The 14088-nt window shown below is 47.9% G+C and carries 12 protein-coding genes; 3 read left to right on the top strand and 9 right to left on the bottom strand.

The window, feature by feature from the left end; all coding sequences use genetic code 11:
* Positions 1-513: 513 nt before the first annotated feature.
* From GGR07_RS02105 to GGR07_RS02090, 4 genes are all read right to left on the bottom strand, one after another.
* Positions 514-1359: a PepSY-like domain-containing protein gene (locus GGR07_RS02105; protein WP_021644495.1), complete on the bottom strand. Its 846-nt coding sequence runs from the start codon at positions 1357-1359 to the stop codon at positions 514-516.
* A gap of 85 nt (positions 1360-1444) precedes the next feature.
* Positions 1445-1891 (bottom strand): PepSY-like domain-containing protein, encoded by a 447-nt coding sequence (locus GGR07_RS02100; RefSeq protein WP_021644494.1) that lies wholly within the window; start codon positions 1889-1891, stop codon positions 1445-1447.
* A gap of 345 nt (positions 1892-2236) precedes the next feature.
* Positions 2237-3511 carry a sensor histidine kinase gene (locus GGR07_RS02095; protein ID WP_021644492.1) on the bottom strand — a complete coding sequence of 425 codons (1275 nt, stop codon included), beginning with the start codon at positions 3509-3511 and terminating at the stop codon, positions 2237-2239.
* The gene (locus tag GGR07_RS02090; protein ID WP_021644491.1) at positions 3508-4185 is read right to left on the bottom strand and encodes a response regulator transcription factor; all 678 of its coding nucleotides are present in this window, start codon (positions 4183-4185) and stop codon (positions 3508-3510) included. The genes GGR07_RS02095 and GGR07_RS02090 overlap by 4 nt, the downstream gene beginning before the upstream one ends.
* Here GGR07_RS02090 and GGR07_RS02085 point away from each other — a divergent pair.
* Entirely contained in the window at positions 4169-4465 is a 297-nt protein-coding gene (locus GGR07_RS02085; RefSeq protein ID WP_147298114.1) for a hypothetical protein, read from the top strand. The two genes, GGR07_RS02090 and GGR07_RS02085, sit on opposite strands and share 17 nt — an antisense overlap.
* Before the next feature lie 67 nt (positions 4466-4532).
* On the opposite strand, the gene GGR07_RS02080 is transcribed toward GGR07_RS02085, so the two are convergent.
* Positions 4533-5105 (bottom strand): hypothetical protein, encoded by a 573-nt coding sequence (locus GGR07_RS02080; RefSeq protein WP_122056418.1) that lies wholly within the window; start codon positions 5103-5105, stop codon positions 4533-4535.
* Here GGR07_RS02080 and GGR07_RS02075 point away from each other — a divergent pair.
* Positions 5104-5382, top strand: a complete 279-nt coding sequence (locus tag GGR07_RS02075; RefSeq protein WP_122056417.1) for a hypothetical protein — start codon at positions 5104-5106, stop codon at positions 5380-5382. The two genes, GGR07_RS02080 and GGR07_RS02075, sit on opposite strands and share 2 nt — an antisense overlap.
* Positions 5383-5610: 228 nt before the next feature.
* On the opposite strand, the gene uvrC is transcribed toward GGR07_RS02075, so the two are convergent.
* The 3 genes from uvrC to mnmG all read right to left on the bottom strand — a co-directional run bounded on the left by uvrC (position 5611) and on the right by mnmG (position 10273).
* Positions 5611-7476 (bottom strand): excinuclease ABC subunit UvrC, encoded by a 1866-nt coding sequence (uvrC, locus tag GGR07_RS02070; protein ID WP_021646656.1) that lies wholly within the window; start codon positions 7474-7476, stop codon positions 5611-5613.
* 329 nt (positions 7477-7805) lie between these two features.
* Positions 7806-8336 (bottom strand): adenine phosphoribosyltransferase, encoded by a 531-nt coding sequence (locus tag GGR07_RS02065; RefSeq protein WP_021646658.1) that lies wholly within the window; start codon positions 8334-8336, stop codon positions 7806-7808.
* A 50-nt stretch (positions 8337-8386) separates the two neighbouring features.
* Positions 8387-10273, bottom strand: a complete 1887-nt coding sequence (gene mnmG / locus GGR07_RS02060; protein ID WP_021646659.1) for a tRNA uridine-5-carboxymethylaminomethyl(34) synthesis enzyme MnmG — start codon at positions 10271-10273, stop codon at positions 8387-8389.
* 1111 nt (positions 10274-11384) lie between these two features.
* Between mnmG and GGR07_RS02055 the strand changes: the two genes are divergently transcribed.
* Positions 11385-12158 (top strand): radical SAM protein, encoded by a 774-nt coding sequence (locus GGR07_RS02055; RefSeq protein ID WP_021646663.1) that lies wholly within the window; start codon positions 11385-11387, stop codon positions 12156-12158.
* Between the two features lie 199 nt (positions 12159-12357).
* Here the strand turns inward: GGR07_RS02055 and GGR07_RS02050 are convergent, their stop codons facing one another.
* Positions 12358-14043: a SulP family inorganic anion transporter gene (locus tag GGR07_RS02050; protein WP_021646665.1), complete on the bottom strand. Its 1686-nt coding sequence runs from the start codon at positions 14041-14043 to the stop codon at positions 12358-12360.
* Positions 14044-14088: the final 45 nt, after the last annotated feature.

The following is a 14088-nucleotide window of genomic DNA, read 5'->3' as shown; positions in this document are numbered from 1 at the left end:
AAAGCGAATGCTGCTTTTACTGCACCGCAAACAGCGCATTGCTTCCGTGATTGGCTTTAGATGGAAAGAAAATACTGCTTTTACTGCACCGCAAACAGCGCATCGCTTCCGATGATTGGCTTTAAGTGGAAAGCGAATGCTGCTTTTACTGCACCGCAAACAGCGCATTGCTTCCGTGATTGGCTTTAGATGGAAAGAAAATACTGCTTTTACTGCACCGCAAACAACGCATTGCTTCCGTGATTGGCTTTAGATGGAAAGAAAATACTGCTTTTACTGCACCGCAAACAGCGCATTGCTTCCGGTGATTGGCTTTAAGTGGGAAGAGAATACTGCTTTTACTGCAACGCAAACAGCGAATTGCTTCCGGTTATTGGCTTTAAATAAAAAGAAAGTACCGCTCTGACCCCCGGCTTGCGGCGGGTTGAAACGGTACTTTCCATATTTCTTTTTATACACGCAGTTGCTCTACTGCATGAAGTTCTTTATGTATTAATCAGCCGTTTATGGCTTTTATACAACGATTGTTCCGTCTGTAAGTATCTTCACAAGAATATCTTCAGGCTCAGCTTCAAGCTCGAAGAGATAGTACTCTTCATCCGGAGTTTCGAAGAAATCAACATCGTCAATCGGGTAGGCTCCGAATTCCGATTCCTTCAATAGGAGGAAAATCTTGCGTGGAACATCCTTAACCTGTATTTCTGTCTTCGTACGCAGCCATGTGCCTTCGAGGCTCAGAAATACTTCACGGCGAGCGGTTCCGTCGATGATTTCCACTTCGATCATCTTGTCTTCGTATTCGATGTCGAGGATTCTTGCCTGCGGATATCGCTTGTTGATTGCCTCGTGTATCTTTGCGGTGGCTTGTCCGGAGATAAACTTGTCTCCATCGTTCTCATCCTTATCGGGAACGGCTTTCACCAATACGCCTGCTGCCGTGAAATAGAGGTCGTATTCTTCCGCCTTCTGCTCTGCCTCTATCACGTAGATCACTTCCATATTGTTCCGTTCCACCATTTTGATGTCGTCGATACGCCATTGGGCATACGGGCTTGCTTTGAATGCGTTGATGACTGCCTGCGGCAAGGATTGATAGTTGATTTCCGTCACCGTCATCTTCCATTCGGCAAGTAAGTCGAACCATGATTCGGCTTCGCCTTGCGGGTTGTTACGGCGGAATTCCGCCACGAAATAATCACCTTTCTTCTCCCAGCTTATCTGCTGTGCATTCGGGTGTTTGGCTTTAAGCGCCTCCTGATACTTTGCAGAGGCTTCTGTCTTCTTGTTGTCGTCACTGTCGCATCCGTAGAGCGCAAAACCGCCCAACATTACTGCTAATAAAAGAATTTTAGCTTTCATAATTCAATGGTTTTTTAGGGTTAATTATCATATTCTATCACGTTAAGCAATGACGTGGTAACCGATTCGGCTGTGTGCCGGTTGGTTAATTATCATATTCTATCACGTTAAACCTCTTGTCGAACTTGATTTCTATGCCGTTGTTCAGTTTCACCTCATACTCTTTGCTGTTCCGGCTGATTTTCACGATTTTCATTCCGGCATGGTTCCGGTTTATGTAGGTCGTGATGGCGGCGGGTACGATGGCGGCGGGAACCTCGTCTCTCATGCAGTCTACTTCTTCCCAATTTCCTTTCCGGTCGAACTCTATTTTGCTTCCGTTGACGAAGAAGAGGTCGTAAGACTTCCATAAGAAGAAGTCGCTTTCCTGTTTGATGTACGATATTTCGGTTCCTTTAAAGTGAGTGCGGACGAATTTCTGCGAGTTTTCGGGCAGGTTTTCAAAGCGTACGGGTTTTGAGTTGTCGGCTTTGGCTGTGAAAGTAAATGTCATAGTTAAAGCGGTAATCGCCAATAAAATAATTCTTTTCATACTTTGTTCTATTTAATTGTTTATGATGCAAAGTTGTGAGGCAAAACTGAAAAGATTTTGGAATTTCTGCCTATTTTGCTTCAGACATAAGGTTTTTAACTATTTTTATTGCATTCTATGCCGGATCGCTTTCCACCTTCTTCCTCGCTTTTGTTTTCAGTAATTTTATTTTCGGCAGCCGTCGTACCTTCGGTCAATCTTTTTTCTTTCTTGCTTGCTTTTGTTCTCAGGAGACTAAACTCCGGTCTGTTGCTTGCAAACTGCCATCGTGGCGGGTACGGCAAAGGGAGTCATCGGCTGAAAGTCAGTTTTCTTGCTTGGGAGCTTTAATGGCTTCATTGCTCTTTAAGCAATTCTCAGTTCGAAATGATGATACCCTTCTTCGAAGAAGTAGCCGATCTCGATGTTATAGATTTTGCAGATGGCGTGTACAAGCGCCAATCCCAATCCTGTGCCGGCCCCGTTCGAAGTTTTCCGGTAGAACCTCCGGAAGATAAGCCCGGCATCGAGCGGTTCGCCCGCAGCGGTGTTCGAGAAGCGTATGGTGCGGGCGGTCAGCTGCACATGTATGCTGCCGTTTGGGCGGTTGTGGACGTATGCGTTCTTAATCAGGTTGTTGAACAATATGGTTGCGAGCATCTCGTTCATGCGGATGTTTGTTTTCTCTTTTTCCTCCACCGTGCACCGGATGCCGAGATGCCGGTACGCGTCGGCGAAGTTCTCCAATATGGGGGCAAGGAACTTTTGCACGTCGATCTGTGCGCTTTCCGGGAATTGCTGGTTCTCTATCTTGGCGAGTAACAGCAGTGTTTTGTTCAGCTTCGATAGGCTTTCTACGGCCTGCTTCGTCTTGAGTATCTGCGACAGTTGCGCTTCGGTCAGGGCGGAATCGTTCGATAGCATTTCGAGGCGGTTCTGTGCAATGGCGATAGGCGTTTGCAGCTCGTGCGAGGCGTGTGCGATGAATAAGCTTTGCTGCTCGTATATCTCCGCATTCCGGCAGGCGTTCCGGGTCAAGGCTTCCGAAAGTTTGCGGAATTCGGTGATGCCGGTGTCCACCTCGAGCAGGGGAGGAGTGTTGGAAAGCTGCACGCTGTCGAGCCATTTGAGCATCGTGTACAAGGGCTTCAGGCTGCGGCGGTGCACGAAAACATTAAGGATGATTATAGAGACCAGCAGCAGCACATACAGCAGGATTAGCCAGTATAAGATCGTTTCTTTCAGGTCTTTTTTCTCGAATGCGGGGAATATTACGGTAAGCTGATAGTAGTTGTCTTCCTTGTCTCTGAAGATGGTTTTGTAGATGCGCGCCGGCTCCGTCTCATTCTTTGAGTCGATATAAACCGTTTGGTCGAGAAACTCTGTGGAAGGTGTCTGTAAGGCATATTCGCGAGTCACTTTGCTGATGTGATAGCTGTTGTTTGTGCCGTTGTCGTTTTCCGGCAGCTTTTCTCCGGTGAGCGCGCGCCTGATGATGTATTCGGAATATTCTTCGAGCGAGTCGTCGGTTTCGTCGTTGATTTCGTCCACGATGATGTAGTAGAACAACGTAGCCCATACGGCAAAGAGCAGCAGCAGGGCGATGGATATGTGCAGGGTGATGCGGTGGAGCAGTCTCATCGTAATGCGAGTTTGTAGCCAAGTCCGTAGACGGCCTTGATTTCGATTCCGGCTCCGGCTTCGTTCATCTTTTTCCGGAGATTTTTCACTTGGGTATATATGAAGTCGAAGTTGTCTGCCTGGTCGATGTGGTCTCCCCAAACGGCTTCGGCAAGCACTGCTTTGTCTATCAGGTGGTTGGGCCTTGTCATAAAGTATAACAGGATATTGTACTCTTTCCTGTTCAGCTCGAGCCTGTTTCCGTCTACATAAGCTTCGTGCGTGGTGGGGTTCACCGTTACGTTTTCTAACCTGACGAGCGTATCTCCCTGCAGGTCTTTCCGTCTGAATACGCTTCGTATGCGGGCGTTGAGTTCGGCCAGATGGAAGGGTTTCGACAAGTAGTCGTCCGCTCCGATCTCCAGTCCGGCTACTTTATCTTCCACCGAATCTTTGGCGGAAATGATGATGACGTTCTGGTTTTTCTTTATTTTCTGCAACTCTTTCAGCAGGTCTATCCCATTTCCGTCGGGCAGCATGATGTCCAGCAAAATACAGTCGTAATCGTAGTCTGCCACCTTCGAGAGAGCACCTTGATACGTGTTTGCGCTCTCTACCACATAATGTTCTTTTTCAAGGAAGGATGTCATTACTTCCAGCAACGATGCTTCATCTTCGATGATTAGAATTTTCATTTCTTCGGGTTTAAGTTTCTGTAATATCTGTTATGATCGAATTCTCTTCAATAGTTTGAAATCTGTTCTTTTTCAACGATTTGGCTCGTTTGGCTTGGGCCTTGAGCTGTTCGGCTTTGCAGCTTTGGCTCGTTTGGCTTGGGCTTTGTTCCGTTTAGCTTTGCAGCTTTGGCTCATTCGGTTGGGCTTTGTTCCGCTCGGCTTTGCAGCTTTGGCTTGTTTGGCTTGGGCCTTGAGCTGTTCGGCTTTGCAGCTTTGGCTCGTTTGGCTTGGGCCTTGAGCTGTTCGGCTTTGCAGCTTTGGCTCATTCGGTTGGGCTTTGTTCCGCTCGGCTTTGCAGCTTTGGCTCATTCGGTTGGGCTTTGTTCCGCTCGGCTTTGCAGCTTTGGCTCGTTTGGCTTGGGCTTTGAGCTGTTCGGCTTTGCAGCTTTGGCTTGTTTGGCTTGGGCCTTGAGCTGTTCGGCCTTGTAGCTTTGGCTTGTTTGGCTTGGGCTTTGAGCTGTTCGGCCTTGCAGCTTTGGCTTGTTTGGCTTGGGCCTTGAGCTGTTCGGCTTTGCAGTTTTGGCTCGTTCGCCGGGGCTTTGAGCTTTCACAATGTCGGCGTCATGCTCCTTCGGGACTGTCTGCCGGTGAGCCTTGCCCGTGTTTTGCCGGAAAACAGTTCCGTTCCGGCGGTTGAAAAGATGCGGTGGCGGCTGTTGTTTCCGCGTGCCGCTCTTTTTCTTCTTTCGCAAAGATAAATAATTGAAAATGATATGAAAAGGTTTTGGCCCGAAAAAGCTCAAAACCTGTCCGAAATCTTGCGGAGAAGCGATCGGTACGTGGGTATAAATGGCGGATGCAAGGGCGGTTTGTCGATTCAGGCGTGGTGTCTCATCGCTTTCCTTCCGGTGAAAAGCCATGCTCTCCGAAAGGGGCATGGCTTTCGAAAAAGCGTCTGTATGGGCGGGATGTGTTGAAAGCAGACGCAGGGCGCTCGCCATAACGAGGGAAATGGGCTGCAAGCACAGGGAGTATATGACGGGGCGTATAGCGCATACGCCGGGATATAGCGCGCATACACCGGGATATACAAGACATACACCGGGACGTACAAAACATACGCCGGGATATATGGATATACGCCGGGTGTATATGGGGCATACTATGCCGGGACATATAGCGCATACGCCGGGCGATATAGGGCGTGGACCGTAGGCATATAGGCGTAGCGTCGCAGGCATATAGATTCCGCTTTGTTTCCCACTGGGGAAACAAAAGTTTCCCCGAAGGGAAAATAAAGTTTCCCCAGTGGGAAACTTTTGTTTCAATAGCGTGAAACAAAACGAAACCTGTGGTTGAATGTTTCAGCTGTACGGTTTAAGGTTTCTGACGCGGCTTTTTCGGCTTATTTCTGAGCGCGACTGATTCCTATCGATACTCTTCTTATTTGGGGGCGAATGTCTTGTTTTCCGTCTCTGTGCCCGTTTTGTCCGCCTCCATTGCCTGCTTCACAATTTTGGCTTTCGCCTCTCCAATAACTCCGGCAATGTTTTCGAAAGACGCTTCCTTGATGCGTTTCACGCTTTTGAACTCTTTCAGAAGGGCGGTTTTAGTCTTTTCTCCAATCCCTTTGATGTTGTCTAAAGCCGATGCTACCTGCCGCTTGCTTCGCTTGTCGCGATGGAAAGTGATGGCAAAGCGGTGCACTTCGTCTTGTATGTGGGTGAGCAGGCGGAAGAGCCGGCTTTGCTGTTTGATGCCGATGGTTTGCGGTGGGAAACCGAATAGGAGTTCCGACGTACGGTGACGGTTGTCTTTGGCAAGTCCGGCGATGGGTATGTTCAGGTGCAGTTCGTCTTCCACAACTTCTCTCACCGCCTCCATCTGTCCTTTTCCTCCATCGGTGATGATGAGGTCGGGCAGGGGAGCGTTCTCTTCTATGGCTCGCCGGTAGCGTCTTCTTACCACTTCTTTCATCGAGGCGTAGTCATCGGGTCCCTCCACCGTTCTGATGTTGTATTTCCGGTAGTCTTTTTTCGACGGCTTTGCCTTTTTGAACACCACGCAGGCGGCTACTGCGTCGGCTCCCTGTATGTTCGAGTTGTCGAAACATTCGATTTGCATGGGCAGGCGTTCCAAGCGCAGCTCCTGTTGTATCTCTTTCATCAGACGCATGCTTCGCTGCTCCGGATTGAGCTTCTCCGCTTGTTTCAAACGGTCGGCTTTGTATTGCTTTACGTTCAGAAGCGAGAGTTCCAGCAGCTTTTTCTTGTCTCCCCGCTGAGGGACGGTGAATACGACGTTGCTCAGCTCCATTTCCACTTCGAAAGGGACAATGATTTCGCGCGAAAGGCTCTTGTATCGTTCTCTCATTTCGATGATTCCCAGTGTCAGCAATTCCTCTTTCGATTCGTTGAGTTTCTTCTTGTATTCGAATGTGAAAGCCTGATTGATGGCGCCGTTGGTGATGTGCAGGTAGTTGATGAATGCGGAGTTCGACTCGTCTTCTTCGATAGAGAATACGTCGATGTTGTGAAGTACGGAGCTTACCACTTCCGATTTGGAGCGGTAGTTTTCTACGAGCTGGTACTTTTCTTTTATTTTCTGCGCCTCTTCAAACCTCATCTCTCCTGCCAATTCTTCCATTCTTTCCAGCAGCAGGCGACTGATTTCGTATGTATTGCCTTTGAGTATTTCCTTGATTTCTTCGATGTTTTTCAGGTATTCTTCGTGCGATTGCAGGCCGACACAGGGTCCTGCACAGTTTTTTATATGATACTCCAGACAGACTTTGAACTTGCCTGCACGGATGTTCTCCGGACTGAGGTTGAGGTTGCAGGTGCGCAGCGGATACAAGCGTCTGATAAGGTCTAATACCGCATACATAGACGGCAAATGGCTGTAAGGCCCGTAATAGGAAGAACCGTTCCTGATTATTTTCCGTGTCTTGAACACTCTCGGGAAGTATTCGTTCTGTACACAGATCGAAGGATAGGTTTTGTCGTCTTTCAGCAATACATTGTATCGAGGTTTGTACTTCTTTATCAGATTGTTTTCGAGCAAAAGGGCGTCTTCTTCCGTATGCACGACGATATAGCGTATGTCTGCAATCTTGCTGACCAACACCCGTGTTTTCCCCGGTTCGTGCTCTTTGCTGAAATAAGAATATACTCTTTTCTTCAGGTTTTTAGCTTTTCCAACGTATATGATCGTGCCTTCCGCATTCAGGTATTGATAAATGCCCGGCTTCTCGGGGAGGTTTTCTACGATTCCTTTCAGATGTTGGTCGGTTTCGGATTTCGTTTTCATGCTTATGGTCTATTCGCTTTACGGGTTTACGGAAGCTCTTGTCGTATGGATAAAAGAAAAGAAACGGTATGCCTCATTGCCAAAGCGGGCTCGTTGCTCTTGTTGCATAGATGAAAGCAAAGGGCGTTTACTTTTACCGTCAGGTATTTGTTTACATAGTCGTTCTTGTTGCATAGATGAAAGCAAAGAGGAGGGAAGGGGAGTGAACGGAAAGATGGTTTGTGGGCGTTCTTTCTGTCCGCATGCTTGCTCCGGTGCGCATCTCGTACCCGCCGGATTGTCTTTGCGTGACGATTCTTTTTCCCCGGCGGGCGCTTCCTTTCTTTCGATCACAGGTTTAAAACGGACTCAACCTCTATGTCATCGTCGAACTTTACCTTACCGTTCAACCCTTTCAACTCGATAATGAAGTTCACATACACCTTCTTTGGCTTCAGTTTTTTTACCAGGTCGCAGGCTGCTTTCATCGTACCTCCCGTAGCCAGCAGGTCATCGTGCAGCAGCACGATGTCGTTTGAGCCTAACGCGTCTTTATGAATCTGCACGGTGTCTTCTCCGTATTCTTTTTCGTAGCTCTCTTCGATTGTTTCTGCCGGTAGCTTGCCGGGTTTGCGTATGGGAATGAATCCCGCGTTCAGGCGTGTTGCCAGAATAGGTCCCATAATAAACCCTCTTGATTCGATGCCTACCACTTTGGTGATGCCTCTTTCTTTGTACATTTTGTACATTATATCCGAAAGCTCTTGCAGACACCATGGATCTTTAAACAAAGTGGTAACATCGTAGAACAAGATTCCCGGTTTGGGAAAGTCGGGCACTTCCCGAATGCTTTTAATCAGCGTTTCTTTACTCATAATCATTTGTTTATCTTAATTCCTTAAACTCCTTGTTTCACGTGAAACGTAACTCTTTATCGTCCCGAAAGAACGAGCAATACATTAATGTCGCTCGGGGATACGCCGGGTATGCGGCTTGCTTGCGCAATCGTCTCCGGATCTATTTTTGTCAGTTTCTGTCGGGCTTCGGTCGAGAGAGATTGTATGGAAGAGTAGTCGAACTTTCCTTTTATTTTAATGCTCTCCAGTCGGGACAGCTTTTGTGCGATCATTCTTTCTCTGTCGATATAGCCTTGATACTTTATTAAGATTTCGGCAGCTTCCAGTATCTCTTCCTTGCGGTCGGGGGCTGTTTCCGTTGCCTTCTTCAGCTCTTCCCTGAATGCCGGGATATGAGGCGCTATGTTTTGAATGCTCACCTGCGGACGATTCAATATCTCGATCAGTTTACATCCTTGGCGCAGAGGGGTAGTCCCCATCTTCTCGAGCGCATCGTTGATGAGCGCCGGCTTCATCGAGTAGTTTTGTGCGAAAGATACGATATGCTCTACCGCTTCCCGCTTCGTCTTCAGCAGTTGATATCGGTCTTCTTTGGCCAATCCCAGGCGATAGGACCGTTCGGTTAGCCGCATGTCGGCGTCATCCATTCGAAGAAGAATGCGGTATTCCGCACGCGAGGTAAACATACGGTAGGGTTCGTCAACTCCTTTTGTTACCAAATCATCAATCAATACGCCTATATAAGCTTCGTCTCTTCCCAATGTGAAAGGTTTTCCGCCATGACAGTTGATATGAGCGTTTATACCTGCGATGATGCCCTGCCCTCCCGCTTCTTCATATCCGGTTGTTCCGTTTACCTGCCCGGCAAAGAAGAGATTGCGAATAATCTTTGATTCCAATGAATGCTTCAACTGAGTAGGGTCAAAGAAATCATATTCGATGGCATATCCCGGGCGGTAAATGGTGATATCCTTGAATGCGGGTATCTTCTTCAAAGCCGCGATCTGTGTATCCATCGGAAGCGATGAGGAGAATCCGTTCAGGTAGAGCTCCTGTGTGGTTTCTCCTTCAGGTTCGAGAAACAGCTGATGCTGCTCTTTGTCCGGAAAGGTTACGATTTTAGTCTCGATGCTCGGGCAATAACGAGGCCCGATGCTTTGAATCTGACCGTTGAACAGGGGAGAATCGGCGAGTCCTTCGCGCAGTACGCGGTGAGAATCCGCGTTGGTGTAGCACGTCCAGCATTGAAGTTGCTTGAGATGGCGAACGCTCGTGTTCATGAATGAGAACTTATGGAAATCCGACTCTCCGTCCTGTGTTTCCATAAATTCGAAATGAACGCTTCGGGCATCTATACGCACGGGAGTACCGGTTTTCATCCGGTCGTACGCGATGCCGTGGCGAGCAATGGATTCCGTCAGATGATACGACGCGGGATCGGCCATCCTTCCGCCGGGGAGTTGGTGGTTCCCTACATGCATCAGCCCGTTGAGGAAGGTGCCGGCCGTCAATACGACGCATTTGGCATGAAAGGTTACGCCCCATAAGGTGACGAGTCCCACTACTTCACCGTTTTCTACGAGAAGTTCGCGCACGGTGTCTTGCCATATATGAAGATTGGGTGTATTTTCGAGTCTGTCGCGCCAGGCGTTGATAAACTTTGCCCGGTCGCATTGTGCACGGGGGCTCCACATGGCAGGGCCTTTAGAACGATTCAGGATGCGGAACTGGATGGCTGTTTCGTCTGTCACCAATCCCATTTGTCCTCCCAGCGCATCTATCTCGCGAACAATTTGCCCTTTGGCAATGCCTCCCACCGCAGGGTTGCAGCTCATTTGGGCAATCTTGTTCATATCCATTGTGATGATGCAGGTCTTCGAACCCAGATTGGCTGCGGCGACTGCGGCTTCGCATCCGGCATGTCCTGCACCGATCACAATCACATCATATTTGAAATTCATGTTTTATGATTTTTCCTTCTTTCCTTGATTTATTGTTTATTGTTATCACAACGCTGCAAAGTTACGGAAAAGTTGTGAGAGTTTCATCTTTCGCTTGTTTTTGCTGCCGAATTTTCGACCGGAAGTAAGGAAAGAACAAAAAAACGCCGTAATTTTGCGTTTTAGAGTAGTTGATTGTCTATTGTACACTCTATTTATAGCGATTTTGTCTATCGGATTCTTTTATTGTTTTCTTTTTGCTCTTATTTTGGGTGTACTAATTTCTTTGTGTCATTTCTCTCTCGATTCGTTTTTCTGCCGTAATAGATGCCGGAAGTTGATTTATGTCAATAAAACAGTGCCGGGAATCATTTTGGGGGCCTTAAGTTTGGCGGTTCCCCGAAACAATCATAATTTTGCATCGTGGTTGTGAAACCGCTTCGATTTTTTAGGTATTAGATTAATTAAGTATAGGTATTAGAAAGTAAAAACGATAATGGTATTAGTTTAGGCCTTGAAGCGTTGAGCTTCGGAGGTGATTTGAGTGAAGATTGTTTTAAGTTTTAGATTAGGTATTAGTAGAAGATCGTTTTTCAGGTAACAAGCAAGATGAAAAAAAGAATCCCATTAATGGGGGATTCTTTTACGAGGGGCGGAGATATTCGCTCTTTTTTTGTGTCTTTACGGTTAACTATTATCGGGTGAAACCGAAAAAACAGGGCACGTTACAAGCGTTTGCAGGGATTCAACACGGTTAACCATTATGGGGTGAAACCGAAAAACAGGTGTGGTGATAGGTTATTATAAGTCTCCGGTAAAAGTCCCTCCCTCCGTGTGCCCGCTTGTAATTCGTATTGCTATATGCTTATTTCTCAAACGGGATCTATCCCGTAGAGTACAATGGCCCATTAACCGATCAGGCATATTCCTCATACACCAATAGTCTGTTATGGATGATACGCACTTTCCCGTCGCGGAAACTGCGGATTTCGAAGCATACACCAATAATCTGTTATGGACGATGCCCGTGAAGTTATTTTTGTATCATCTACTGTCGTGTCGTGTTTTTAGATTATCTTTGCTCTCGAATCGGCAACGACCGATCCGAAATCTGTAATTAATCATCCATACCATGGCCATTACTTTCCCTTCACCCGTTTTCGGACCTGTACATTCTCGCCGTCTGGGCACTTCTCTGGGTATTAACTTATTGCCGGAAGACGGCAAGGTGTGTTCGTTTGACTGCATTTATTGTGAGTGCGGATGGAATGCCGAACACCGTCCTCACGGCCCTCTTCCCACTCGTGAAGAAGTGCGCGAGGCGCTCGAAGCCAAGTTGAAAGAAATGCAGGCAAACGGGACTGCGCCCGATGTGCTGACTTTTGCAGGAAACGGAGAGCCGACGCTGCATCCGCATTTTCCGGAAATTATCGAAGACACCATCGCACTCCGTAATCGCTATTTTCCGAAGGCGAAGGTCAGCGTGTTGAGCAATGCTACGTTTATCGACCGTCCTGCCGTGTTCGAGGCGTTGAACAAGGTGGACAACAATATTCTGAAGCTGGATACGGTGGACGAAGAATATATCCGCCTGCTCGATGTTCCCAACGGAAAGTATTCCGTTCGCGCCGTTATCGAAGGGATGAAAGCATTCGGAGGAAACTGCATCGTTCAGACCATGTTTCTGAAAGGAGAGCATAAGGGCAGAGACATAAACAATATGTCAGACGAGTTTGTCCTTCCGTGGCTGCAAGCGGTGAAAGAGATATGCCCGCGGGAGGTAATGGTTTATACCATCGACCGTGAGACTCCCGGCCGCGATTTGCAGAAAGCCTCCCGCGAAGAGCTCGACAGGATTGCTGCATTGGTAAAAGAGGCAGGCATACCGGTCATCGTGTCTTATTGATCTCTTCTAAACGTGAAAAATCTCTCAGGCAGCTCTGCTGCTGCTACTACTACTTCTTCTTCTTCTTATTATTATTATTATTATTATTTTGTTCGCGCTTTATGCTCTTTGCCGGTTCCGCTGAAAATCGTCTCAAATCGAAGGGAGTGAAAGTGGAAACAGGTACAATCGGCGCGAACGGTTGCTTTCTTGCCTCTTTTCAACTTTCATTCATCAATTTCTCGGCTCTTCTCAGCGCGGCATTAATGTTCGGACAAATATTCTCTTCGCCCAGTAATTCGTAGAATCCTGACTTCTCGAGCGTCTGATGCACCTTATCGTTTACTCCCGACAGGATGACGGTAATCTTTTCCCGTTGCGACATTTCGCACAGCGTAGTCAGGTTATAAATACCTGTGGAGTCGATGAAGGGGACTTTACGCATGCGAATGATTCGTACGTTGGGGTGGTCGCCGATCTGAGCCATTGTTTCTTCGAATTTGGTAGCGATGCCGAAGAAGTAAGGCCCGTTGATTTCGTACACCTCTACGCCTTTCGGAATAATCAGACTTTCTTCTTTTACATCAATGTCCAGTTCCTGACTCGGGTTGATCTCGTCTGTGATAACGGAGATGTGAGTAGTTTCCATCACGCGCTTCATGAAGAGGATGCAGGCGATAATCAGCCCAACCTCAATAGCAATGGTCAAATCGAATATGACGGTGAGAAGGAAAGTGATGAGCAATACGGCGACGTCCGGTTTCGGGTTCTTCAACAATGCCTTGAATACGCGCCAACCGCTCATGTTGTATGATACGATAACCAATACTCCCGCCAGACAAGCCATCGGGATGTACTGCGCCAATGGCATAAGGAATAAGAGAATAAGAAGAAGCACAACGGCATGAATGATTCCGGCCATCGGCGTACGGCCTCCGTTGTTGATGTTCGTCATCGTGCGGGCAATGGCTCCCGTGGCGGGAATCCCTCCGAACAAGGGGGTGATGATGTTGGCAGCTCCTTGTGCGATGAGTTCCGTATTCGAATCATGGCGGTCGCCTATCACACCGTCGGCAACGGTAGCCGACAACAACGATTCGATGGCGCCCAGCACGGCAATGGTGACGGCAACCGGAAACAGGCTTCTGACGGCTTCCCAATCTAAAGCGGGAAGCGCAGCGGCAGGCAGTGCCGACTGAATGGTGAAACGATCGCCTATGGTGGGGATGCAGTCGATGCCTCCGTAAGTTTTCATCAGATAAACCACAGCAGTCACTGCCACGATGGCAATGAGCGAACCGGGAATCTTCTTCGAGAATCGGGGCGTGATGGCGATAATGACGATACTTACAACGCTTACCACCGTATTCCAAATGTTCACTGTGTCGAAATGCCGGAAATAAATCATCCACTTTCCTACAAAGTCGCCCGGCACTTTCTCGCCTCCGAATGTCAGTCCGAACACATCCGCTACCTGTGTGGTGAAGATGGTAACGGCAATACCGCTCGTAAAGCCTACGATGATGGGATAGGGAATAAACTTGATGACCGCCCCCAGCTTGAACACTCCCAACAGGATAAGCAATACGCCTGCCATCAGTGTGGCAACCAGCAGTCCTCCCTCGCCGTATTGCTGGATGATGCCGTATATGATGACAATGAAAGCGCCCGTCGGTCCGCCGATCTGAATCTTGCTTCCTCCCAGCAGCGAGATGATGAATCCGGCGATGATGGCCGTTACAATTCCTTTTTCGGGCGATACTCCGGATGCGATACCGAAAGCGATGGCGAGTGGCAGGGCCACAATGCCGACAATAATGCCTGCCATCAGATCTGCCGTGAACGTCTCTTTCGAGTAGCTTTTCAGGCAGGAAACCAACTTGGGTTTGAATTCAACTAATTTCATATCTATCTAAATATTGTTTTTCGTGAAGCAGAGATTGCAAAATTA

Origin of the sequence: Bacteroides pyogenes (assembly GCF_014196225.1) — a bacterium.
Classification (GTDB): domain Bacteria; phylum Bacteroidota; class Bacteroidia; order Bacteroidales; family Bacteroidaceae; genus Bacteroides; species Bacteroides pyogenes_A.
Note: the sequence above shows the minus strand (reverse complement) of the source record. Positions and strands in the feature narration are given on the sequence as shown.